Genomic DNA, 21296 nt, shown 5'->3' with positions numbered 1-21296 from the left:
GGAGCAATCCGCCGTGGGAACAATCACCGGTAGCCGGACATAACGCACGCAACCTCGACGTCTGCCGAAGCATCTCACCCTGAAGGGCCCGGCGCGGACCCACCGCCGTCCGCCCCGGGGTCCCGCGCCGTCCGCCCCTCGAAATGAGAACGCGGGAGGTCCGCGCGCTCCCGTAGATTGCGAAGTGCACACACCGGGCTGTTCGGAGCATTGGGGATAGGCGTGTCAGCGGCTAGGCAGGCAGTGGCGCAAGCGCACCGGATCGTCGTCAAGGTGGGCTCCTCGTCGCTGACGACGGCGTCCGGTGGCCTCGACGCGGACCGGGTGGACGCCCTCGTGGACGTCCTCGCCAAGGCCCGCAGCGGGGGGGAGCGCGAGGTCGTCCTCGTCTCCTCCGGCGCCATCGCCGCCGGGCTCGCGCCGCTGGGCCTGCGCCGCCGCCCCAAGGACCTCGCCCGGCAGCAGGCCGCCGCCAGCGTCGGCCAGGGCCTCCTCGTGGCCCGCTACACGGCCTCCTGTGCCCGCTACGGCATCCGCGTCGGCCAGGTGCTCCTCACCTCCGACGACATGAGCCGCCGCGCCCACCACCGCAACGCCTCCCGCACCCTCGACAAGCTCCTGGCGATGGGCGCCCTGCCGGTCGTCAACGAGAACGACACCGTCGCCACGGACGAGATCCGCTTCGGCGACAACGACCGCCTCGCCGCCCTCGTCGCCCACCTCGTACGCGCGGATCTGCTGGTCCTGCTGTCGGACGTGGACGGCGTGTACGACGGCGACCCCGCCAAGCCCGGCACGTCGCGGATAGCGGAGGTCCGGGGGCCCGAGGACCTCGCACACGTGGAGATCGGCAGCGCCGGCAAGGCGGGCGTGGGCACCGGGGGCATGGTCACCAAGGTCGAGGCCGCCGCGATCGCCACCGGTGCGGGCATCCCCGTGGTCCTCACCAGCGCCGTCCACGCGGCGGACGCGCTCGGCGGCCGTGACACGGGCACGTACTTCCACCCGACCGGCAGGCGCTCCGCCGACCGGCTGCTGTGGCTCCAGCACGCCTCCACCCCGCAGGGCGCGCTCATCCTCGACGACGGGGCCGTGCGCGCGGTCGTCGAACGCCGCACGTCACTGCTCCCGGCCGGGATCGGCGGCGTCGAGGGCGACTTCACCGCCGGCGACCCCGTGGAGCTGCGCGACGGCACGGGCCGGGCGGTCGCCCGCGGGCTCGTGAACTTCGACGCCAAGGAGATCCCCCGGCTGATCGGCCGCTCGACCCGGGAACTGGCGCGCGAGCTGGGTCCCGCGTACGAACGAGAGGTCGTACACAGGGACGATCTCGTCCTCCTGCACCCCTGACCAGCGGCCTCGTGGAGGGAGCAGAGCGCGGGCCCCGGCGGTGCACGTTCCGTAAAACCGCCACGCGAAGCCCCTGAGCCTGCTCAACTTTGACGCAGGGAGATTCCGCACGACCTGTTGCGAAGCTCGAATCGTTGCGAAGGAGGCCGTCGTGAGACGAGTGCGCCCCGGGGCCGCGGCGTCCCGCGGTGGTGGTCCCTCCCGTGCGGTCGGCGAGGAGCGCAAGCTCACCAGCGTCGCCGCCTCGGACACGTACGAGAGCGAGGGCGCCGAGAGGCCGCAGGACCTGCCCCGGCTCTGGCACGTCACGCTGAGCGTCTCCGGGGCCGAGGCTCCCCTCGCGGAGGTGCGGCGCGGCCTGGAACAGCTCGCCCACGACCACCCCTTCCTGCTGACCAGCCGCTATGCCAACGACCACGCCGAGATCCGCTACTGGGAGGAGGCCCGCGACCTCCACGACGCGGCCGCCGTCGCCCTGCGCCTGTGGGGCGAGCACCGCCGCACGGCCGGGCTGCCGCCCTGGGAGATCGTCGGCCTGGAGGTCATCGACCGCCAGACCTACCACCAGCGCATCGCCGAGGGGTACGGGTCGCCCCCGGCGACACCCGTAGGGGTCCATCCCTACTGACCGTCCCGGAGGGAGCCCGGCCCTGCCCAGGAGTGCCCCGGTGGTCCCCCGCACGGCGTGTCTCGCGCTGTGGAACACGCGCTGGACCCCTCCGCCCGGCGCACTACCCTTCCTGTATGACCTCGCTCTCGCCGTACGACTCCATGACGCCGGTCACCCGGGCCGCCTACCGGGCCAAGGCCGCCGCCGCCGACCTCGCGCCGCTGCCGCGCGCCGACAAGGACGACGCGCTGCTCGCCATCGCCGACGCGCTGGTGGTCCGTACGAGCGACATCGTGGAGGCAAACGCCAAGGACATCGAGCGGGCCCGTGAGGCAGGCACCAGCGAGGCGATCGTCGACCGGCTCACCCTGACCCCGGAGCGGATCCGCGCGATCGCCGCCGACGTCCGTGACGTGGCCGCGCTGCCCGACCCGGTCGGCGAGGTCGTGCGCGGCTCCACCCTCCCGAACGGCATCGACCTGCGCCAGGTCCGCGTCCCCCTCGGCGTCGTCGGTATCATCTACGAGGCCCGCCCGAACGTGACCGTGGACGCCGCCGCCCTCTGCCTGAAGTCCGGCAACGCCGTCCTGCTGCGCGGCTCGTCCTCCGCCCACGAGTCCAACGCCGCCCTCGTGCGCGTCCTGCGGGACGCCGTCGGCGGCGCGGGCCTGCCCGCCGACTCCATCCAGCTCGTCCCCGGTGAGAGCCGCGAGTCCGTCCGCGAGCTGATGCGCGCCCGCGGCCTGGTCGACGTGCTCATCCCGCGCGGCGGCGCCTCCCTGATCCGCACGGTCGTCGAGGAGTCCACCGTCCCGGTGATCGAGACCGGCACGGGCAACTGCCACGTCTACGTCGACGCCGTCGCCGACCTCGACATGGCGATCGAGATCCTGATCAACTCCAAGGCCCACCGCGTCAGCGTCTGCAACGCCGCCGAGACCCTCCTCGTCCACCAGGACATCGCCCCCGAGTTCCTGCCCCGCGCCCTCGACGCGCTCGCCGACGCGGGCGTCACGGTCCACGCCGACGAGCGCGTGCTCGCCTACGCCAAGGAGAGCCGGGCCACGGTCGTGGAGGCCACCACGGAGGACTGGGAGACCGAGTACCTGTCGTACGACATCGCCGCCGCCGTCGTCGACTCGCTCGACCGGGCCGTGGAACACATCCGGCTGTGGAGCTCCGGCCACACCGAGGCGATCGTCACCACCTCCCAGCAGGCCGCCCGCCGCTTCACCCAGCTGGTCGACTCCACCACGGTCGCCGTCAACGCCTCGACCCGGTTCACCGACGGCGGCCAGTTCGGTTTCGGCGCCGAGATCGGCATCTCCACGCAGAAGCTGCACGCCCGGGGCCCGATGGGCCTGCCCGAGCTGACCAGCACGAAGTACATCGTCACCGGCGACGGACACGTCCGCCGCTAGCCGGCGCGGAGCGCGCGGGGCGTCTGCCCGTTCCTGTGAACGGACCGGCGCCCCGTTCGGCGTAACCGATGAATTTCCTGACCGTCTGCCCAAATTGACCACCCCGGTCTACTCTGGATCCGTGCCGGAGGACGTGGGGGGCACGCCGTTCCCTGACGGCTGGGAGCCCGACGACGACCGCGACCGCGGGGGTATGGACGAAGAGTTCGCCTCCGTGGTCTTCGACGAGGACTTCGTCCGGGCGGCCGTGGTCCACGAGCCGACCGCGGTCGAACGTCTGCTGGCGGCGGCGGAGGCCCGTGCCGCGGCCCAGGAGGCCGAAGCCCGCCGCTCGCACTCCCGAGGAGTACGCGGCGACGACGACCGTTACGACGACGGCTACGGCCCGGACTACGGCCACGGCCGCGACGACCTCGACGACTCCGACATCCTGGAGGGCCGCTACGGAGCCGACGGAGCCTACGGCAGGCCGTACGGCAAGCAGACGCGCTGGCACCGGCCCGTCGCCTGGATCCTCGCCCTCGTGATGGGCATCGGCATGGTCGCGCTGGCCTTCACCGCCGTCTACCGGGGCACCTCCTCCGGCCGCGGCGACCGGGTCCCGCCCCCCGCCACCACCGGTGTCGAGCAGGGCGCCCCGACAGGGCCCTCCGCCTCCGCCGACTTCTCCCAGCCGGTCGTCTCCGCGGACCCCCGCACACCCTGAGTAGGGCCTCGCACGGGCCCGGGAGAGCGGTTCGCCGGTCGTGCGCGAACCTGGTGAGGACCTGTCAGAAGTTGTCGTGCAGCGGTGCGTTTACCGAAGCTCCCGAAGACCTACTCTCAAAGTATGGGCGGGCCAGGAAACCCACCTGAGGGGACTCCCGAGGGCACCCCCGGCGGTGGCGAGGACGAATACCGATCCGTCGTCTTCGACGAGTCGTTCGTCCGCGCTGCCCGCATCCAGGAGTTCTCCGCCCACGAGCGCCTCTCCGACCACGCCCCCGCCGTCCGCCGCCGCCCCGTCGTCCGCCGAGGTCTCTCCCGGCAGGCCCTCGTCCTCGTCCTGCTGGTCGCCCTCGCCTTCGGCACCGCCGTCTACATGGGCGTCCGCCATCCGTACGACACCCCGGCCGCCAAGCCCACCGAGCCGCTGAGGATGACGGTGATCCCGCTGTCCCCGCAGTCCACCGTGCCCGGTGCCGAGAAGGCCGAGACGCTGTACGCGCACAGCCCGGCCGCCCAGTTCCGGATCGGCGCCGAGGGCATCACGATGCCGGCCACCCGGCGCACCGCCCACTTCACCGACAGCCAGGTCGTCTCCGCGCTGACCATCGCCAAGGAGTACCTCGTCGCCTCCTCGCTCGACCCGGAGGTGCTCGGCGGCGTCACCGTCCAGCCCGTGCGGCGGCTGCTGGACGGGGAGCAGCTCGACCAGTTCGAGCAGAGCTTCGATCACCCGGCGGCCGACGGGCGGCACGCCCCGACCGGCTGGCTGGTCCGCTTCGACCCGTCCCGCGCGGCACTCGCCGACCACCGCATCCGCGTCCAGGGCACCCTCCAGGCCGCCGAGTTCGACTCCGGCACCCTGGAGGTCGTCGCCGCACACACCCTGGTGTACGCGCTGCGGCCGCCCGGCGACCGGACCGACGCCGAGGCCTCGCTGTTCACCGTCCGGCGCGAGCTGCACTTCCGCTTCGACCAGGACGACCTGCGCACCCACCAGGTCGAGGTCGTCGTCTCCTACGTCCAGGCCGGGCCGCTGGCCTGCGCCGACGACGCCACGAACCATCTGCGCCCCCTCCTGGCCGGCCAGACCGCCAAGGAGGGCGGCCCCGCCGCGGGCACCGACCCGTACGGCACGGGCGCCGCCACGGCCCTGTGCGGCACCCTCGCGGAGAGCGCACAGCCGAAGGTGTGAGCCACATGTGGGTGGGGCCGGCCGCGCGGTTCGCGCGGCCGGCCCCACCCACCGGCAGTCCTGCCGTACGTCACTCCTCGTCGCGGCGCCTGTCCTCCGTGGCGGTGTCCGTGCCGCCGCCCTGGCCCGGGTCGGAGTCGGTGGCCGTCGCACCGCCGCCGCGCGTGGCGTTGCCGAAGCCGCGGCGGACCCGGCCGCCGAGGTCTCCCGCGCCGCCCGCGATGTCGGTGACCAGCTTCATCAGCGGGTCCTTGGAGTTCTTCACACTGCTCGTGTAGTGCGAGGCCGACTCACGGAAGGAGTCGGTCACCGAGGTGTCCTTGTCCTCGCTGCGCCGCGGGTAGTGCCCGTCCATGATCCGCTGGTAGTCACGGGACTCGGCCCACTTCTTCAGCTCGGCCGCGCGCACGGCGGTGAAGGGGTGCGAGCGGGGCAGCACATTGAGGATCTTGAGGACGGAGTCGCGCAGGTCGCCCCCGGCCTCGTACTCCTCGGCCTGCGCGAGGAACGCGTCCACGTTCATCTCGTGCAGGTGGTTGCCGCCCGCGATCTTCATCAGACCGCGCATCGACGCCTGGACGTCCTGGCCGACCAGCAGACCCGCACGGTCGGCGGACAGCTCCGACTTGCGGAACCACTCGCGCAGCCCGGTCACGATCGCCATGATCGCGAGGTTCCCCAGCGGGATCCAGGCGATCTTCACGGCGAGGCTCGTCAGGAAGAGCAGTATCGTGCGGTACACCGAGTGGCCGGAGAGCGCGTGGCCCACCTCGTGCCCGATGACGGCCCGCATCTCCTCCTCGCCGAGCAGCTCGACGAGCCCGGTGGTGACGACGATGATCGGCTCGTCCAGGCCGATGCACATCGCGTTCGGCTGCGGATCCTGGTTCACGTACATCGGCGGGACCTTCTCCAGGTCCAGGATGTAGCACGCGTCCCGCAGCATGTCGTTGAGGTGGGTGAACTGCTGGTCCGAGACCCGTACGGAGTCGGACAGGAACAGCAGCCTCAGGCTGCGTTCCGGCAGCAGGCCGCTGAGCGCCTTGAACACGGTGTCGAAGCCGCTGAGCTTGCGCAGCGCCACCAGCGCCGAGCGGTCGGCGGGGTGTTCGTACGCCCGGGAGGAGATCCCCTCGAAGCGCCTGCGCTGCCTGCTCGGCACGTTCTCGCGCCCGTTCTGCTCGTGGCTTTCTTCCGGCATGTTTCCCCCATGCGTCTGTGTGCCCAAGTTGCCCCCGAAGCGGGGTCCAGCCTAGGCGGAGTTACCGTGGCAAGGCATCAACCGTAAGGAGCGATCTCATGGGGCATCTCCCGCACCTGCCCGCGTCCGCATGGCTCACCGAGGCCGCGGACGCCGCCGCGAAGGAACAGGGAGCCGGCAACCTGCTGCGTGTGGTGCTGATCGTGATGGTCCTGGGCTCCGTCCTGATGGCGTGGTTCCTTCTGCGGGGATACAAGCGGGACGACTGACGCCCGCCGACGGGAAGGACGTCCGGCACGCGCGAACGGTTGCTCGCACGCGGAGTACGCGCCCGGCGGCGCCCGCGTTCACTCCTGGGCGGAGTCGGCGTGATCGCGGCGAAGGCTCCCGCTTACGATGGGCGGGTCTTCATCCCGATCCCACCACCGGATAGGTCACGCCGACGATGAGCTTCCACAGCACCGCTGCCGACTTGGTCACTTTCGCCGCCGAGGGCGGCGGGGAGCACAGCGGCAACCACGAGAGCCTGAGCCCCTACCTGACCGGCGGCGGAGCCTTCTTCGCCCTGATGCTGCTGCTGTGGATCACCACCCGTTTCAACCGCGATCGCTAATCCGCGCAAAAGGACGTTCGAACGGTCTGCGTCGGCCGGGCCGGTAGGCTCTCCACGCATGGGAGAGCAGGAAATGCCTACCGGTCCCGAGCACGACAAGGCGGCTGACCAGGCGCACGACACCACGGACGGCCGGGCCGACAGTGCCTCCGGCGCACCGGGAAACCGCCCGTCGCAGCCCGGCCGCCGCCGCCTCGGCGTCATGGGCGGCACGTTCGACCCGATCCACCACGGGCACCTCGTGGCGGCCCAGGAGGTCGCCGCGCAGTTCGGTCTCGACGAGGTCGTGTTCGTACCGACCGGTCAGCCGTGGCAGAAGTCCCACCGCTCGGTCTCGGCGGCCGAGGACCGCTACCTGATGACGGTCATCGCCACGGCCGAGAACCCCCATTTCTCCGTGAGTCGGATCGACATCGACCGCAAGGGCCTCACGTACACCATCGACACCCTGCGTGAACTGCACGACCTCAACGCCGACTCGGACCTCTTCTTCATCACCGGCGCCGACGCGCTCGGCCAGATCCTCACCTGGCGCGACGCCGAGGAACTCTTCTCCCTCGCGCATTTCATCGGGGTCACCCGTCCGGGTCACACCCTGGCCGACCCGGGCCTTCCCGCGGGCGGGGTCTCCCTGGTCGAGGTGCCGGCACTGGCCATCTCCTCCACGGACTGCCGTGCGAGAGTCGCCAAGGGCGATCCCGTCTGGTACCTGGTGCCGGACGGCGTGGTGCGCTACATCGACAAGCGGCAGCTGTACCGCGGCGAGTGAGCCGAGAGGGGCACCGGTGAACGACCGATACGACGCCGGCTACGGCGGCGACCAGAGCTACGAACTCGTCGGCTACGACGAGTTCGGGCAGCCGGTGTACCGACAGGTGCCCGCCCAGCAGGTACCTCAGCAACAGGCGTACGACCCCTACGGGACACAGCAGCCCCAGGGGTACGCCCAGGGCTACGGCTACGACCCGTACGCGACCGGCCAGGTCCAGCAGCAGCCCGCCCAGGGCTACGGCACGTACGGCACGGGCTACGACCCGGGCCAGCAGGCACCGGCGCCCGCCTACGACCCGTACGACCCCTACGGGCAGACCGCGGCCACCGGCCTGCAGACGCCCGTCGCCGAGCAGACCGCCTACATCCCGCAGCAGTCGGCACCCCAGGGGACCGCCGAGGGCAGCGACCCGCGGACCGGCGATCCCTTCGCGGAACGGAACCCGGCCGAGGCGGACTCCGCCGAAGCGGGCAGCGCCGAACCGGACTACCGCACCGAGCAGTTCGCCTTCGTCGAGGAGCCCGACGGCGACTCCGAGGACGTCATCGACTGGCTGAACTTCACCGAGAACCGCACCGAGCGCCGCGAGGAGGCCAAACGGCGGGCCAGGACCCGGATGGTCGCCCTGGTCGTGGCCCTCGCGCTCGTCGTGGTGGGTGGCGTCGGCTACCTGTGGTGGGCGGGCATGCTGCCCGGCTCCTCCCCGGACGAGCGGAGCGGCACCACGACCTCCGCGGCCGCCCAGAAGCGGGACGTGGTCGTCGTCCACCTGCACGACACCAGGAACGGCGGCACCTCCACGGCGCTGCTCGTCGACAACGCCACCACCCAGCGGGGTGCCACCGTCCTGATCCCGGGCGCCCTCGCCCTGACCGCCGACGACGGCACCACGACCACCCTCGCCAAATCCGTCGACGACGACGGCTCCTCCGGGACCCGCGACGCGCTCGACACCGTCCTCGGCACCGACATCGAGGGCACCTGGCGGCTGGACACCCCGTACCTGAACAACCTCGTCGGACTCGTCGGCAACATCGACATCGACACGAACGCGAACGTGCCGGACCCCGAGGCGAAGAAGAAGACCGACGCCCCTCTCGTCACCAAGGGCAAGGCGCAGACCCTCAGCGGCAAGATGGCCGTCGCCTACGCCACCTACCGGGCCCCGGGCGAGACGCAGGACGCGCAGCTCAAGCGGTTCGGGCAGGTCATGCAGGGCGTGCTGCGCAAGCTGTCGTCCGACGCGCAGGCCGCCACGGTCACCGTGCAGACGCTGGCCCAGATCCTCGACCCCTCGCTCAGCGACAAGGACCTCGGCACCTTCCTCGCCAAGCTCGCCGACCACGCCAAGGGCGGCGACCACAGGACGGAGCTGCTGCCCGTCCAGCAGGACGGCACGCTCAGCGCCGAGGACTCCGACCGCGTGGTCAAGGACCTGCTCGGCGGCGCCGCCAAGAGCCCCGACGCCGGGGACGCCGTGCGCGTCGGCATCCGCAACGCCACCGGCGAGAAGGACGCCACCGAGCAGGCCCGCGTGGTCGTCCTCAACGGCGGCTACACCTTCCTCGACGCCGGCACGACCGCCACAGCCGAGGCCACCTCCCGGGTCACCTACTCCGACGCGGCCCGCAAACAGGACGCCGTCGAGGTCGCCAAGACCCTCGGCCTGCCGACCAGCGCCGTGAAGAAGGGCGAGACCACGTCCAACGCCGACGTCTCCGTCGTCCTCGGCCAGAACTACGAGACGACGGGCACGACCGGGACGACTGGGACGACCGGCACGACGGGAACCACCGGCATGACGGGCACGTCCGGGACCACGGGGTGACCGTGCCGCGCTGACCGCACCGGCACGATCGAACCGGGGTGATCGACGTCGGGGTGATCGAGCATCGGGCCCCGGAGCCGCCGTATCGGCGTCGCTCCGGGGCCCGATCGATTAACGCGTGGGGCGGTGTCGGTGGGCCGTGAGACCCTTGGGGTAGCCCGTGAGGGTTCCTGACCGACGACCGAAAGCCGTGTAGTGACCGCCACCGACCGCTCCCTCGAGCTCATCACCACCGCCGCGCAGGCGGCCGCCGACAAGCTCGCGCACGACGTCATCGCGTACGACGTCAGCGATGTGCTGTCCATCACGGACGCCTTCCTGCTCGCCTCCGCGCCCAACGACCGCCAGGTCAAGTCGATCGTCGACGAGATCGAGGAGCGGCTGAACAAGGAGCTCGGCGCCAAGCCGGTCCGCCGCGAGGGCGACCGCGAGGCCCGCTGGGTGCTGCTGGACTACGTCGACATCGTCGTCCACGTCCAGCACAGCGAGGAGCGCGTCTTCTACGCGCTGGAGCGGCTCTGGAAGGACTGCCCCGAGCTGGAACTGCCCGCCGACGCCAAGGCCACCCGGGGCAAGGGCGCCGAGCACGCCAAGCTGCGCGCAGCCGAGGAGGAGGCCGAGCTGGACGGGGAGCTGCGGTGACCGCGGGCACCGACGCGGCCACCCGCACGGGGAAGGGCCGCCGCCTCATCCTCTGGCGGCACGGCCAGACCTCGTGGAACGTGGAGCGCCGCTTCCAGGGCACCACGGACGTCGAGCTGACCGAGACCGGACTCGGCCAGGCACGCCGGGCCGCGCGGCTGCTCGCCTCCCTGAGGCCCGACGCGATCGTCGCGTCCGACCTGCGGCGTGCCGCCGACACGGCCGCCGAGCTGGCCGCGCTCACCGGCCTGGAGGTCAGCCACGACGAGGGCCTGCGCGAGACCTACGCGGGTGTCTGGCAGGGCCTCACGCACGACGAGATCATCGCCCGCCACGGCGAGGAGTACTCCGCGTGGAAGCGCGGCGAGCCGGTCCGCCGCGGCGGCGGCGAACTGGAGACCGAGGTCGCCGACCGTGCCGCCCCCGTGGTGCTCCGGCACGCCGACAAGCTCCCGGAGAGCGGCACGCTCGTGGTCGTCAGCCACGGCGGCACCATCCGCACCACCATCGGGCGCCTCCTCGGTCTGGAGCCCCGCCACTGGGAGAGCCTCGGCGGCCTCTCCAACTGCTGCTGGTCCGTCCTCGGCGAGGGCGCCCGCGGCTGGCGGCTCCTGGAGCACAACGCCGGCACGCTGCCCGAGCCGGTGCTCGGCGACGACGACTGACTCCGTGCGCGGCCCCGTACCGGGGCCGCGGCCCGGATTTCACTTTCCGGCTGGTCGCAGGCTAAAGTTCTTCTTGTTCGCCCCGCCGAGCGGGGCCGGACACCACGCGGTCCACCGCGTGACGCAAGGGGCTATAGCTCAGTTGGTAGAGCGCCTGCATGGCATGCAGGAGGTCAGGAGTTCAATTCTCCTTAGCTCCACAGATCGGTACAGAAGATCCCGTTCCCGTGAGGGGACGGGATTTTTCGTGTGTGACCTGCGTCCCTTCTTGAGCAGTCGCCGCTCCGGAGGCGTATAGCTCTGAGGACGTCTTCTTTCCCGCTCCTCGCCCGGACTGGTACGAAGGCGTCGCTGACCGTATTGGTCCGGCCGTGGCAGAATCAAACGGCCGGAAGGGGGCGCGGCCCGACGGGAGGGAGAAGCGATGCCTGCGAGCATCCGCAGGAGGGTCCACGACCTTCCCGCGAAGGTGGTGATGCGGAGCAAGACCACCCTCCTCTGCCCTTCCTGTGGCTCGCTCCATGTGGCCCAAGTCCTCGGTGACAACGGAGGGATCTCCTACGTGTGCACGGCCTGCGGCCACAGCTGGAGCTGAACGATGGGTGCACACAGGAGAAAGTGCGACTGGTGCGGCAGCGGCACGCCCATCGTCCGCGACATGGAGCCTGTCAACGCCGACTACCAGTACTGGTGTGAGGAATGCGCGCGAGCGCTGATCATAAAAGGCGACCCGATCGAGACGTACCGCGAGCTGGAGGGTGAGCCGATCTACGGCCGGCTCCTTGAGGAGCACTGCACGCTCAAGCGCTTCTATTCGTTCGTGACGGCCTGAGCGTCAACTCCGCAGCCCGGCCTGGCCCCCGCCCACCGCGGGGGCGTCAGGGGCGTCTCGGCGCCCTTGTGGCGGCCCGACGGCGGCCGTCGTCGGCGGTGGTGAACGGCGGGCGGGTGGCCGGGGGTTCGATTTCCGACATTAAGTATCAAATCAACTCCTCTTTCGCGTCCGCCGGAATCGATTTGGTGGTGCGCGTGAGGGACCGGTAATGTTGGCGTCGTCGCCAGGGAGACCGGGCGGACAGCACGGCAAGGGGCTATAGCTCAGTTGGTAGAGCGCCTGCATGGCATGCAGGAGGTCAGGAGTTCAATTCTCCTTAGCTCCACAGAAGCTCCACAGAAAAGACCCCGTCCAAGTGGACGGGGTCTTCGCGTTGTTGGCGCCCGCAGTGGCCGCGGCGGTCCGCAGGGGGAGCCTCGGTGGCCGCTGCTGCGGAACGGAGAAGGGCGGGTCGCCCCCGACCGGGGTGACCCGCCCTTCGGCGTCCGTGCGTCAGCGACCGCTGCCCAGCGCCCGGCGGCCACGGCCCGGGGAGAGGACCGGGAGGTTGCGGGACGGGGCGGAGGCGCGGTTGTCCTCCTCCAGGCGCAGGGCGAGCGCGGGGCAGCGGCGCACCGCGCGCAAGGCCTTGGCCTCGGCGTACTGGGGGACCTTCGCCTGAGCGACGGTGGGGAAGCCGTCGGCACCGAGCTGGAAGACCTCGGGGAGGATGTCGGCGCACAGGCCGTGGCCCCGGCAGAGCGTCCAGTCGACGAAGATCTTCTGCCGGCTGCCGGTCTCCTCCTCGCCGGCACCGCCCGGGATGCCGGTGGGCATCCTGCCGCCCTCGAAGAGCGGCAGCACGCCCTCGACGGGACGGCCGCAGCCGTTGCCGAGGACATGCGCGGCGAGGTCGTCCGTGAACGCCTTGATGGTCGATTCCAGGAACATCGCGGAACCGTCGGGGTGCGAGCACGCGCCGCGCCGCTTGACGTTCTTCGCGACCTGCTTGAGGGCCTCCAGGGCAGCCGGACCGCCGCCGTTGAGGATGTCCTCCATGCCGCGCGCGGCGGCCGGCAGGCCGAGGTAGCAGGGGCCGCACTGTCCCGCGCTCTCCTCGGCGAGCCACTTGGCGACCTGGAGCGACTCACCGAGCGGGCAGGTGTCCTGGCTGATCGGCAGGATCGCGCCCGCGCCGAGCGCACCGCCCACCGCGTCCAGCGAGTTGCGCGAGACGACCGCCTCGTTGACCGTCGCCGCGTCGATCCACTTGCCGTGGTAGCCGCCGGTCAGCACGCCCTGCGGGACCGGCGGCGCGCCGGCCAGCTGCAGGATGTAGCGCAGCGGCACGCCGGTGGGTGCCTCGATCACCATGGGGCGGGCGACCGCACCGGACACGGTGAGCATGACGGTGCCCGGCTCGTCGTACAGGCCGGTGTTGCCGTACCGCTCGGAGCCGATGCGGGCGCCGATGGCGAGCTGGGCGAAGGTCTCGGCGTTGGAGAGCAGTGTCGGCGCGCCGCCGACACCGCTCTTGGACGCGCTGGTCTTGCGGCCCGGCGGGATGGGCGGCCCGCCGTCGATGGAACGGATCAGCGAGCCGGCGGCGCCGGTGACCATCCGGATCGGGTTGCGCTGCACGCTCGCGCGGATGGCGGCGCCGCGCCGGTTGCTCAGCCCGCGCTCGGCGAGGGCCGCCTCCATCGAGCGCTCGGTGGATTCACGTGTCACCCCGATGACGAGCTGACGGGCGCCCAGGGCCTCGGCGACGAGCAGGGCGCCGTCCAGGATGAGGTGCGGGGCACGGTTGATGAGCACCGTGTCCTTGCGGCAGGCGGGTTCGTCCTCGCTGCCGTTGACGACCACGACCGGCCGGATGCCGCGCTTGATCGCCGACTCGGCGACCGACCGCAGTTTCTTGTGGAACGGGAAGCCCGCGCCGCCCCTGCCCTTGAGGTTGATCCGTTCGGACAGCTGGGCGAGCTGTTCGCCGCCCATCGGTTCGAGCGGACCGTGCACCTTGAGGTGCATGGGGAGGTCGAGTCTCTCGACGAGGTCGAAGCCCGAGGTGAGCTGGGGGAGCCCCACCACTCGGACCTCGGGGACGTCGGGAAGGGCCTCGTTCACTTAAATCCTCCGGAAGGCGCGTTCCAGGGTTCGCCTGAGCCCGGCTGGTTGTAGTCGTCGTAGCCGGACAGCGTTTCAGTGGCGGGACCGCTGTTGTACGTGTCGTTCGGGTTGTACGTGCCGTAGGGGGCGTTCGTCTCAGCGGTTCCGTAGGGAGTTTCTGAGACGCCCGTGTTGTACGTCTCGCCCTGGTAGGTCTGGCTCTGGTACGCCTGGCCCGGATAGGTCTGTCCGCCCAGAGGCTGTCCGGCGAACGTGTCCTGCATCGGGTCGTACGACGACGGGGGCGCCTCGCCCACCGGCGGCGGGGACGGGGCCGGCCAGCGGGTGCTCCCGGTGGTCGAGCCGTCGTCCATGCGGGGCATGGCCTGGGTGGGCTGCATGTCCAACGGCGGCTGCTGCTGGGTCAGATAGGGCGCCGTGGGCTCCGCCGCGCGCGGGGTCATCGACACCGCGCGGTAGGCGGCCGCGAAGCCGGGGCCGCTGTCGGCCGAGGCGGCCGCCCCGCGCTGCGGGGGCACCAGCGGGTCGCCGAGCGGGGGGTTGCCCTGTCCGCCGCCGAAGCCGGGCAGCGGGAACTGGCCGGTGTCGCGCATCCGGTCGCGCTGTCCGCCTTCGCGCCGGCCGCCCTCGCGGCGTCCGCCGGGCTCGTCCGTGCCCTGCAGTGCGGAGCGGGACTTCACGAGGTCGTCGACCTCGGGGGGACGCTGGCCGTCGGTGCCGAGGACGGCGGCGATCCGCTCGACCACCTGGCGCTTGACCGGGCGCGGCGCGGAGCGCAGCAACAGGGCGGCGGCGACGGCGATCAGGCCGGTGGCGTACAGGATCACGAAGATCGGCTTGGCTTCGCGACCCGCGTAGAGTCCGTGCACGAGCGCGAAACACCAGGCCGGGTAGGCCATCATGTGCATCGCGCGCCAGCGTGCCGCGACCGGCGCCGGGGACGCGAAGTTGCTGCGCAGCGCGCCGGTGATGGCGACGAAGATCATGAGGGATCCGGCGGTCGCGCCGAAACCGATGAGTACTCCCGTGCCCGTCACGCCGAGGGCGAAGGGGAACAGGGCGAGCGCGGATACGTGGTTGAGTGCCAACTTGACCGCGACGTGCAGCACGAGGAACGCGACCGAGGCGATGGCGGTCGTCCGGTGGACGGCCTGGCCGATGATCCGCTGGCGCACGGTGAGCAGGGTCCGGTCCTGGGCGACGAGCCCCCAGAGCACCGAGAGTGTGAGCGAGACGAGCGAGAGCACGCCCGCTCCGAAGTCGAGGAACTCCCGGTACGCGTCACCTCCGACCAGCACACTTACGGGTATCAGCAGCAGAGCGGCAGCCGTGGCTATCCCGTAGGCCGAACGGCCGGTCTGGGGCATCGAGCTGTTACTGCGACGAGGGTTCATGGGGGCAACTCCGAACAGTTCGGGAAAGCGGTCCCGTCGTCGAACTGTAAGTGGTGCCAATACCGGGCGGTACGCGGTTTGAGTTATTGCGCTGTTATCAAGGGCCAATCTCACATCTCGGATGCCCGTTAGCGGCTGTTACGCGAAGTAAGTTTTGAATAAAGTTCAACTTTTTTGGCCGAAACATGTGGCGGACACGCCGCTGGTCCACGCCTGTCGAGGGCCGGAACCTCGTCGCGACGGCTGTGAGGGCTGCGGTACCCTGAGCCCATGCGTGCCGTACGCCTTCTGCTTAGTGAGCCGCGCTGATCAGTCCCGACCGCCGACGAACGGCGTGGTCGGCATCGGCGCGGCGTCCCCTCCTGTGCGAGGGGATTTTTCGTTTTCCGACGACACAAGCCGCTGGCAGAGACGATCGATGGAGCTTTGAGGATCATGAGCGAGACGAACCCCGCTGCCACTGACACGGCGGTGGACGCAGCGCCGCACCGCTACACGGCCACCGTCGCGGCCGACATCGAGGCACGCTGGCAGGACTTCTGGGACGCCGAGGGCACCTACGCGGCCCCCAACCCGACGGGTGATCTGGCGGGCGACCCCGGACTGGCCGCCAAGCCCAAGAAGTTCGTCATGGACATGTTCCCGTACCCCTCCGGTGCGGGTCTGCACGTCGGCCACCCCCTGGGCTACATCGCCACCGACGTCTATGCCCGCTTCCAGCGGATGACCGGCCACAACGTCCTGCACACCCTGGGCTTCGACGCGTTCGGCCTGCCCGCCGAGCAGCACGCCGTGCAGACCGGTGAGCACCCCCGGATCACCACCGAAGCGGCCATCAGCAACATGAAGTCCCAGCTGCGCCGGCTGGGCCTGGGCCACGACAAGCGCCGGTCGTTCGCCACGATCGACCCGGACTACTACAAGTGGACCCAGTGGATCTTCCTGCAGATCTTCAACTCGTGGTACGACGACGAGGCGAAGCGGGCCCGCCCCATCGCCGAGCTGGTCGCCCAGTTCGAGTCCGGTGAGCGCGCGCTGCCCGGCGGCGGCTCCTGGAGCGGGCTGAGCGCCGCCGAGCGCGCCGACGTGCTGGGCGGACACCGCCTGGCGTACGCCTCCGACGCGCCGGTCAACTGGTGCCCCGGCCTGGGCACCGTGCTGGCCAACGAGGAGGTCACCGCCGACGGCCGCTCCGAGCGCGGCAACTTCCCCGTCTTCAAGGCCAAGCTGCGCCAGTGGAACATGCGCATCACCGCCTACGCCGACCGCCTGCTGGACGACCTGAACGAGCTGGACTGGCCCGAGGCCATCAAGCTGCAGCAGCGCAACTGGATCGGCCGTTCCGAGGGCGCCCGCGTCGACTTCCCCATCGACGGCGAGCACATCACCGTCTTCACCACCCGCCCCGACACCCTGTTCGGCGCGACCTACATGGTCCTGGCCCCCGAACACCCGCTGGTCGACAAGTTCACCCCGGACGCCTGGCCCGAGGGCACCCACGACGTGTGGACCGGCGGCCACGCGACCCCGGCCGACGCCGTCACCGCCTACCGCGCGCAGGCCGCCTCCAAGTCCGACGTCGAACGGCAGGCCGAGGCCAAGGACAAGACCGGCGTCTTCACCGGCTCGTACGCGACCAACCCCGTCAACGGCGAGCGGATCCCGGTCTTCATCGCCGACTACGTGCTGATGGGCTACGGCACCGGGGCGATCATGGCCGTCCCGGCGGGCGACCAGCGCGACTTCGAATTCGCGCGCGCCTTCGAACTGCCCGTCACCTGCATCGTCGAGCCGACCGACGGCCGCGGCACGGACACCTCCACCTGGGAGGACGCCTTCGCCTCGTACGACGCGAAGATCATCAACTCCAGCGGTGAGGGCGTGTCCCTGGACGGCCTGGGCGTCGTCGAGGCCAAGGCGCGCATCACGGAATGGCTGGAGCGGTCCGGAATCGGTCACGGCACCGTCAACTTCCGCCTGCGCGACTGGCTGTTCAGCCGCCAGCGCTACTGGGGCGAGCCCTTCCCGATCGTCTACGACGAGGACGGCGTCGCCCACCCGCTGCCCGAGTCGATGCTGCCGCTGGAGCTGCCCGAGGTCGAGGACTACTCGCCGCGCACCTTCGAGCCGGACGCCGCCGACACCCGGCCCGAGACGCCCCTGTCGCGCAACGAGGACTGGGTGAACGTCACGCTGGACCTGGGCGACGGACGCGGCCCGCGCCCGTACCGCCGCGAGACCAACACCATGCCCAACTGGGCCGGTTCCTGCTGGTACGAGCTGCGCTACCTGGACCCGCACAACTCCGAGAAGCTGGTCGACCCGGAGATCGAGTGGTACTGGATGGGTCCGCGCGAGGGCCGGCCGCACGGCGGCGTCGACCTGTACGTCGGCGGCGCCGAGCACGCCGTGCTGCACCTGCTGTACGCGCGCTTCTGGTCCAAGGTCCTGTTCGACCTGGGGCACGTCTCCTCGGCCGAGCCGTTCCACAAGCTGTTCAACCAGGGCATGATCCAGGCCTTCGTCTACCGCGACAGCCGTGGCTTCGCGGTACCGGCCGCCGAGGTGGAGGAGCGCGACGGCGCCTACTACTACCAGGGCGAGAAGGTCAGCCGCCTGCTGGGCAAGATGGGCAAGTCCCTGAAGAACGCCGTCACTCCCGAGTCGATCGCCGAGGAGTACGGCGCGGACACGCTGCGCCTGTACGAGATGGCGATGGGCCCGCTGGACGTCTCCCGGCCGTGGGACACGCGCGCGGTGGTCGGCCAGTTCCGCCTGCTGCAGCGGCTGTGGCGCAACGTCGTCGACGAGGCCACCGGCGAGGTGACCGTGGTGGACGACGAGCCCGGCGAGGACACCCTGCGCGCGCTGCACAAGGCCATCGACGGCGTACGGCAGGACCTGGAGGGCATGCGGTTCAACACCGCGATCGCCAAGATCACCGAGCTGAACAACCACCTGACCAAGGTGGGCGGCCCGGTGTCCCGCCCCGTCGCCGAGGCCCTGGTCCTGCTGGTCGCGCCGCTGGCCCCGCACATCGCCGAGGAGCTGTGGCGCAAGCTGGGCCACACGGACTCGGTCGTGCACCGGGACTTCCCCGTCGCCGACCCGGCGTATGTCGTCGACGAGGCCGTCACCTGCGTCGTCCAGATCAAGGGCAAGGTCAAGGCCCGCCTGGAGGTGTCGCCGGCCATCTCCGAGGAGGAGCTGGAGAAGGTGGCCCTCGGCGACGAGAAGGTGGTCGCGGCGCTGGCCGGAGCCCCGATCCGGAAGGTGATCGTGCGGGCGCCGAAGCTGGTGAACATCGTCACGTGAGCGGGGCGCCCGGCGGAGTGCTCCGCCGGGCGCCGCGGGGCGGCTGGCGGTGGTCGGTGGGGCGCTGCGGGACGACTGATGGTGGACCGTGGGGCGCTGCGGGGTGGCTGGCGGTGGACCGTGGGGCGACCCGGCGGTGGTTTGAGAGCGACCGTCGGTGGTCCGCGGCGGCTGGCGGTGGTCTGAGGAGGACTGACGGTGGCCTGAGGAGGACTGACGGTGGTCAACTGACGACCGGTGGTAGTCGGCGGCGGCCGGCGGGTGGTGGTCGTTCGGCTGCCGGCGGGTGGTGGATATGCCGCGGTAGGTCGTGCGGCTGCGGGTGATCGTGCGGGTGCTGTCGGCGGTGGTTCAGGGTCGTCCCCTACGGGCAGGTTCCGGGTTCCGGTGGAACTCGGGACGTGCCCGTTGCGTTTACCGTTGAAGAGCGCCGCAGCACATGCCGTGCCGGTCGGAGGAGGAGCGCGTCGTGGAAGCCGTCATCGCAATCGTCGCCCTGTTCTTCGTGCTGTTCGTGGCGCTGGGCGTGTACGCCACGGTGAAGGCGGTCGGCGCGGCCAAGCGTGGCGTGGACCGTACGATCACCCAGGCCAAGCGGACCGTCGAGGACACCACCCTGCGCGCCAGAAGCCTGGCCCAGCCGGGCCCGGCGGGGCAACTGGCCGATCTGCGGCTGAAGTTGCGTACGTCGATGCGGGCCACCCAGGAGGCCTTGCAGGCGGGGGTGGGTGAGGACGAGTCCCTGAAGGAGTCCCTGGCCCTCTTCGAGCAGCTCAGCAAGCACGGCCGGGAGCTGGACGACGAGCTCCGGCGCCTGGAGCCCGAACCGGACCGGAGCAAGCTGGCCCAGCGGCTCCCCGCGCTGCGCGAGCGCACGGAGCGGGTCGTCAAGTCCGCCGACTCCCTGCGCTGGGCCGCGCACGACAGGGCGCGCAGGTTCGCGGAGGAAGACCTGGACACGCTCAGCGCGCAGATCGACGTCGAGGCGGGCGCGCTGCGGCACTGGACGACGGAACCCGCCGCGGTGTGGCCCGAGGCGCCGAAGCCCGAGGCCACCGCCTCCACGGGGCAGACCTGGCAGGAGCCCCCCGCGTCGCGCTCGGCCGAGCCCCGCGCCGCCGAGTCCCGTGGTGGTGAGTCCCCCGGCGCTGAGGGGCCGCCCAAGCCCGCGATCGCCCCGGCGAGCGCGCGGCCGACGTATCCGTGGCAGAAGAAGCCCCGCCCGGAGAGCACGACTTGATCCGGTCGCCACGGCGGACGGCTCGCCCGGGACGGTCGGCTCGCTCCGTACGGTCGCAGGTGAGAGGGGCCGGGCTGCCGTCGACGGGGCTGGGCGGGTAACCTCCAGCTCATGTCCCGCCATGTCGCGATCGTCACCGATTCCACGGCCTACCTGCCGCCGCCGGCGATGGAGCGTCACGGCATCATCGCGGTGCCCCTGACCGTGGTCCTCGGCGACCAGGCGTTCGACGAGGGTACCGAGATCTCCGCACGTTCCCTGGCCCTGGCGCTGCAGAAGCGACGGTCCGTCACCACCTCGCGCCCCAGCCCCGAACTGTTCGCCGAGACCTACCGCAGGGTCGCGGAGACGGGCGCCACGGGCATCGTCTCCCTCCACCTCTCCGCCGAGTTCTCGGGCACCTACGACGCGGCCGTGCTCGCGGCCCGCGACGCGCCCGTGCCGGTGCGCGTGGTCGACACCGGGATGGTCGCGATGGCCCTCGGGTTCTGCGCCCTGACCGCCGCCGAGTCCGCCGAGGCGGGCGGCACGGTGGACGAGGCCGTCACGGCCGCCGAGAAACGGGCCGCGGGGACGTCCGCATTCTTCTACGTCGACACCCTGGACTATCTCCGCCGGGGTGGACGGATCGGCGCGGCCCAGGCGCTGTTCGGTTCCGCGCTGGCCGTCAAGCCGCTGCTGCAGCTCGACGGTGGCCGCATCGAGATGCTGGAGAAGGTTCGTACGGCGTCCAGGGCGATCGCCCGCCTGGAGGAGATCGTCGCCGAGCGGGCGGGGAGCGCGCCGGTCGACATCGCGGTCCATCACCTTGCCGCGCCCGAGCGGGCCTCGGCGCTCGCGGACCGGCTGCGGAGCCGGGTGCCCGGACTGGCCGACCTGCATGTGAGCGAGGTCGGAGCGGTGATCGGGGCGCACACGGGGCCCGGACTGCTGGGGGTCGTCGTCTCACCTCGGTGAGTCGGTGAGTCGGTGAGTCGGTGAGTCGGTGAGTCGGGGCGTGAGGGCGTCGAGACTTTCAGCGCTCGTGTGGGTGACGGAGTTATCCACAACCCGGTAGTAATCCACCGTAATTGAGCAAGATCATCGCGATGGGGCGAGTCTGCCCGATCCTCGTGGCATGGCACTTCGATCACGTTCACGCACTGCGACGGTCACCAGCGGCCCCGGCAGGGGCCCGTCCTCCGACGGACGCGCCCGCCACCGCCTTCGACAGCCCGGGGGCAGGGCCGGCCGCCGCCGGGCGACGGCGGAGACGCTCCGCCGTCGCGCGGAGGCACTGTTCCCCGAGAGGGCGCGAGAACCAAGGGAGTTGGGGCACGGGCCGCCGGGAGCGACCGGGGGGACGGCGAGGGGAGACAGCGAGGGCCGCGCGGTCCGGGCTCTCGCCGCGGAGGGGGCCGT

19 protein-coding genes and 2 tRNA genes are annotated in these 21296 nt (G+C 71.2%); 18 read left to right on the top strand and 3 right to left on the bottom strand.

Going from position 1 to position 21296, the window contains the following annotated elements:
* Positions 1-243 precede the first annotated feature (243 nt).
* From proB to STRBO_RS0132785, 5 genes are all read left to right on the top strand, one after another.
* Positions 244-1350 carry a glutamate 5-kinase gene (gene proB / locus STRBO_RS0132805; RefSeq protein ID WP_005479321.1) on the top strand — a complete coding sequence of 369 codons (1107 nt, stop codon included), beginning with the start codon at positions 244-246 and terminating at the stop codon, positions 1348-1350.
* A gap of 160 nt (positions 1351-1510) precedes the next feature.
* On the top strand, positions 1511-1978 hold the full coding sequence (locus STRBO_RS0132800) for a hypothetical protein (protein ID WP_005479319.1): 468 nt from the start codon (positions 1511-1513) through the stop codon (positions 1976-1978).
* A gap of 116 nt (positions 1979-2094) precedes the next feature.
* Complete coding sequence (locus STRBO_RS0132795; protein ID WP_005479318.1) at positions 2095-3381, top strand: glutamate-5-semialdehyde dehydrogenase; 1287 nt, start codon at positions 2095-2097, stop codon at positions 3379-3381.
* A 121-nt stretch (positions 3382-3502) separates the two neighbouring features.
* A complete protein-coding gene (locus tag STRBO_RS0132790; protein ID WP_005479316.1) occupies positions 3503-4087 on the top strand; it encodes an SCO2584 family spore wall biosynthesis protein in 585 nt (194 codons plus the stop codon).
* A gap of 123 nt (positions 4088-4210) precedes the next feature.
* Entirely contained in the window at positions 4211-5281 is a 1071-nt protein-coding gene (locus STRBO_RS0132785; RefSeq protein ID WP_020115437.1) for an SCO2583 family membrane protein, read from the top strand.
* 70 nt (positions 5282-5351) lie between these two features.
* Here STRBO_RS0132785 and STRBO_RS0132780 read toward each other — a convergent pair whose 3' ends face one another.
* The gene (locus STRBO_RS0132780) at positions 5352-6482 is read right to left on the bottom strand and encodes a M48 family metallopeptidase (RefSeq protein WP_005479313.1); all 1131 of its coding nucleotides are present in this window, start codon (positions 6480-6482) and stop codon (positions 5352-5354) included.
* 98 nt (positions 6483-6580) lie between these two features.
* Here STRBO_RS0132780 and STRBO_RS43985 point away from each other — a divergent pair, with 98 nt between their 5' ends.
* The 10 genes from STRBO_RS43985 (at position 6581) to STRBO_RS0132730 (ending at position 12162) form a co-directional block, all read left to right on the top strand.
* A complete protein-coding gene (locus tag STRBO_RS43985; protein ID WP_005479311.1) occupies positions 6581-6751 on the top strand; it encodes a hypothetical protein in 171 nt (56 codons plus the stop codon).
* A 176-nt stretch (positions 6752-6927) separates the two neighbouring features.
* Complete coding sequence (locus tag STRBO_RS43980; protein WP_005479309.1) at positions 6928-7095, top strand: hypothetical protein; 168 nt, start codon at positions 6928-6930, stop codon at positions 7093-7095.
* Between the two features lie 58 nt (positions 7096-7153).
* The gene (gene nadD, locus STRBO_RS0132765; protein ID WP_005479306.1) at positions 7154-7864 is read left to right on the top strand and encodes a nicotinate-nucleotide adenylyltransferase; all 711 of its coding nucleotides are present in this window, start codon (positions 7154-7156) and stop codon (positions 7862-7864) included.
* Positions 7865-7880: 16 nt separating this feature from the next.
* Complete coding sequence (locus tag STRBO_RS0132760; protein WP_005479304.1) at positions 7881-9695, top strand: LCP family protein; 1815 nt, start codon at positions 7881-7883, stop codon at positions 9693-9695.
* A 195-nt stretch (positions 9696-9890) separates the two neighbouring features.
* Positions 9891-10337, top strand: coding sequence for a ribosome silencing factor (gene rsfS / locus STRBO_RS0132755; protein WP_005479303.1), 447 nt, complete (start codon positions 9891-9893; stop codon positions 10335-10337).
* The gene (locus STRBO_RS0132750; protein WP_005479301.1) at positions 10334-11002 is read left to right on the top strand and encodes a histidine phosphatase family protein; all 669 of its coding nucleotides are present in this window, start codon (positions 10334-10336) and stop codon (positions 11000-11002) included. Before rsfS ends, STRBO_RS0132750 begins: the two co-directional genes overlap by 4 nt.
* Positions 11003-11129: 127 nt before the next feature.
* Positions 11130-11202, top strand: a tRNA-Ala gene (locus STRBO_RS0132745).
* Between the two features lie 224 nt (positions 11203-11426).
* A complete protein-coding gene (locus tag STRBO_RS43975) occupies positions 11427-11597 on the top strand; it encodes a hypothetical protein (RefSeq protein ID WP_005479299.1) in 171 nt (56 codons plus the stop codon).
* A gap of 3 nt (positions 11598-11600) precedes the next feature.
* Positions 11601-11834: a hypothetical protein gene (locus STRBO_RS0132735; protein ID WP_005479297.1), complete on the top strand. Its 234-nt coding sequence runs from the start codon at positions 11601-11603 to the stop codon at positions 11832-11834.
* Between the two features lie 255 nt (positions 11835-12089).
* Positions 12090-12162: transfer RNA gene (locus tag STRBO_RS0132730), tRNA-Ala, on the top strand.
* A 167-nt stretch (positions 12163-12329) separates the two neighbouring features.
* Here STRBO_RS0132730 and STRBO_RS0132725 read toward each other — a convergent pair.
* Positions 12330-13943, bottom strand: coding sequence for an NADH-quinone oxidoreductase subunit NuoF family protein (locus STRBO_RS0132725; protein WP_005479295.1), 1614 nt, complete (start codon positions 13941-13943; stop codon positions 12330-12332).
* Entirely contained in the window at positions 13940-15340 is a 1401-nt protein-coding gene (locus STRBO_RS0132720) for a ferric reductase-like transmembrane domain-containing protein (RefSeq protein WP_202498815.1), read from the bottom strand. Before STRBO_RS0132720 ends, STRBO_RS0132725 begins: the two co-directional genes overlap by 4 nt.
* Positions 15341-15775: 435 nt before the next feature.
* Here STRBO_RS0132720 and leuS point away from each other — a divergent pair, with 435 nt between their 5' ends.
* The 3 genes from leuS to STRBO_RS0132705 all read left to right on the top strand — a co-directional run bounded on the left by leuS (position 15776) and on the right by STRBO_RS0132705 (position 20852).
* Entirely contained in the window at positions 15776-18655 is a 2880-nt protein-coding gene (leuS, locus tag STRBO_RS0132715) for a leucine--tRNA ligase (RefSeq protein WP_020115434.1), read from the top strand.
* A gap of 439 nt (positions 18656-19094) precedes the next feature.
* Entirely contained in the window at positions 19095-19895 is an 801-nt protein-coding gene (locus STRBO_RS0132710) for a hypothetical protein (RefSeq protein WP_005479287.1), read from the top strand.
* A gap of 111 nt (positions 19896-20006) precedes the next feature.
* Positions 20007-20852, top strand: a complete 846-nt coding sequence (locus STRBO_RS0132705; RefSeq protein ID WP_005479286.1) for a DegV family protein — start codon at positions 20007-20009, stop codon at positions 20850-20852.
* Positions 20853-21296: the final 444 nt, after the last annotated feature.

Source organism: Streptomyces bottropensis ATCC 25435 (genome assembly GCF_000383595.1).
GTDB classification, from domain to species: Bacteria; Actinomycetota; Actinomycetes; order Streptomycetales; family Streptomycetaceae; genus Streptomyces; species Streptomyces bottropensis.
This window is presented reverse-complemented; position numbering and strand designations above follow the sequence as displayed.

Coding starts and splice junctions, on each gene's coding strand:
- STRBO_RS0132780 (WP_005479313.1), bottom strand. CDS start 6,482: ATGCCGGAAGAAAGCCACGAGCAGAACGGGCGCGAGAACGTGCCGAGC.
- STRBO_RS43975 (WP_005479299.1), top strand. CDS start 11,427: ATGCCTGCGAGCATCCGCAGGAGGGTCCACGACCTTCCCGCGAAGGTG.
- STRBO_RS0132710 (WP_005479287.1), top strand. CDS start 19,095: ATGCCGTGCCGGTCGGAGGAGGAGCGCGTCGTGGAAGCCGTCATCGCA.
- leuS (WP_020115434.1), top strand. CDS start 15,776: ATGAGCGAGACGAACCCCGCTGCCACTGACACGGCGGTGGACGCAGCG.
- STRBO_RS43985 (WP_005479311.1), top strand. CDS start 6,581: ATGGGGCATCTCCCGCACCTGCCCGCGTCCGCATGGCTCACCGAGGCC.
- STRBO_RS0132795 (WP_005479318.1), top strand. CDS start 2,095: ATGACCTCGCTCTCGCCGTACGACTCCATGACGCCGGTCACCCGGGCC.
- STRBO_RS43980 (WP_005479309.1), top strand. CDS start 6,928: ATGAGCTTCCACAGCACCGCTGCCGACTTGGTCACTTTCGCCGCCGAG.
- nadD (WP_005479306.1), top strand. CDS start 7,154: ATGGGAGAGCAGGAAATGCCTACCGGTCCCGAGCACGACAAGGCGGCT.
- STRBO_RS0132720 (WP_202498815.1), bottom strand. CDS start 15,340: ATGAACCCTCGTCGCAGTAACAGCTCGATGCCCCAGACCGGCCGTTCG.
- STRBO_RS0132705 (WP_005479286.1), top strand. CDS start 20,007: ATGTCCCGCCATGTCGCGATCGTCACCGATTCCACGGCCTACCTGCCG.
- STRBO_RS0132785 (WP_020115437.1), top strand. CDS start 4,211: ATGGGCGGGCCAGGAAACCCACCTGAGGGGACTCCCGAGGGCACCCCC.
- STRBO_RS0132735 (WP_005479297.1), top strand. CDS start 11,601: ATGGGTGCACACAGGAGAAAGTGCGACTGGTGCGGCAGCGGCACGCCC.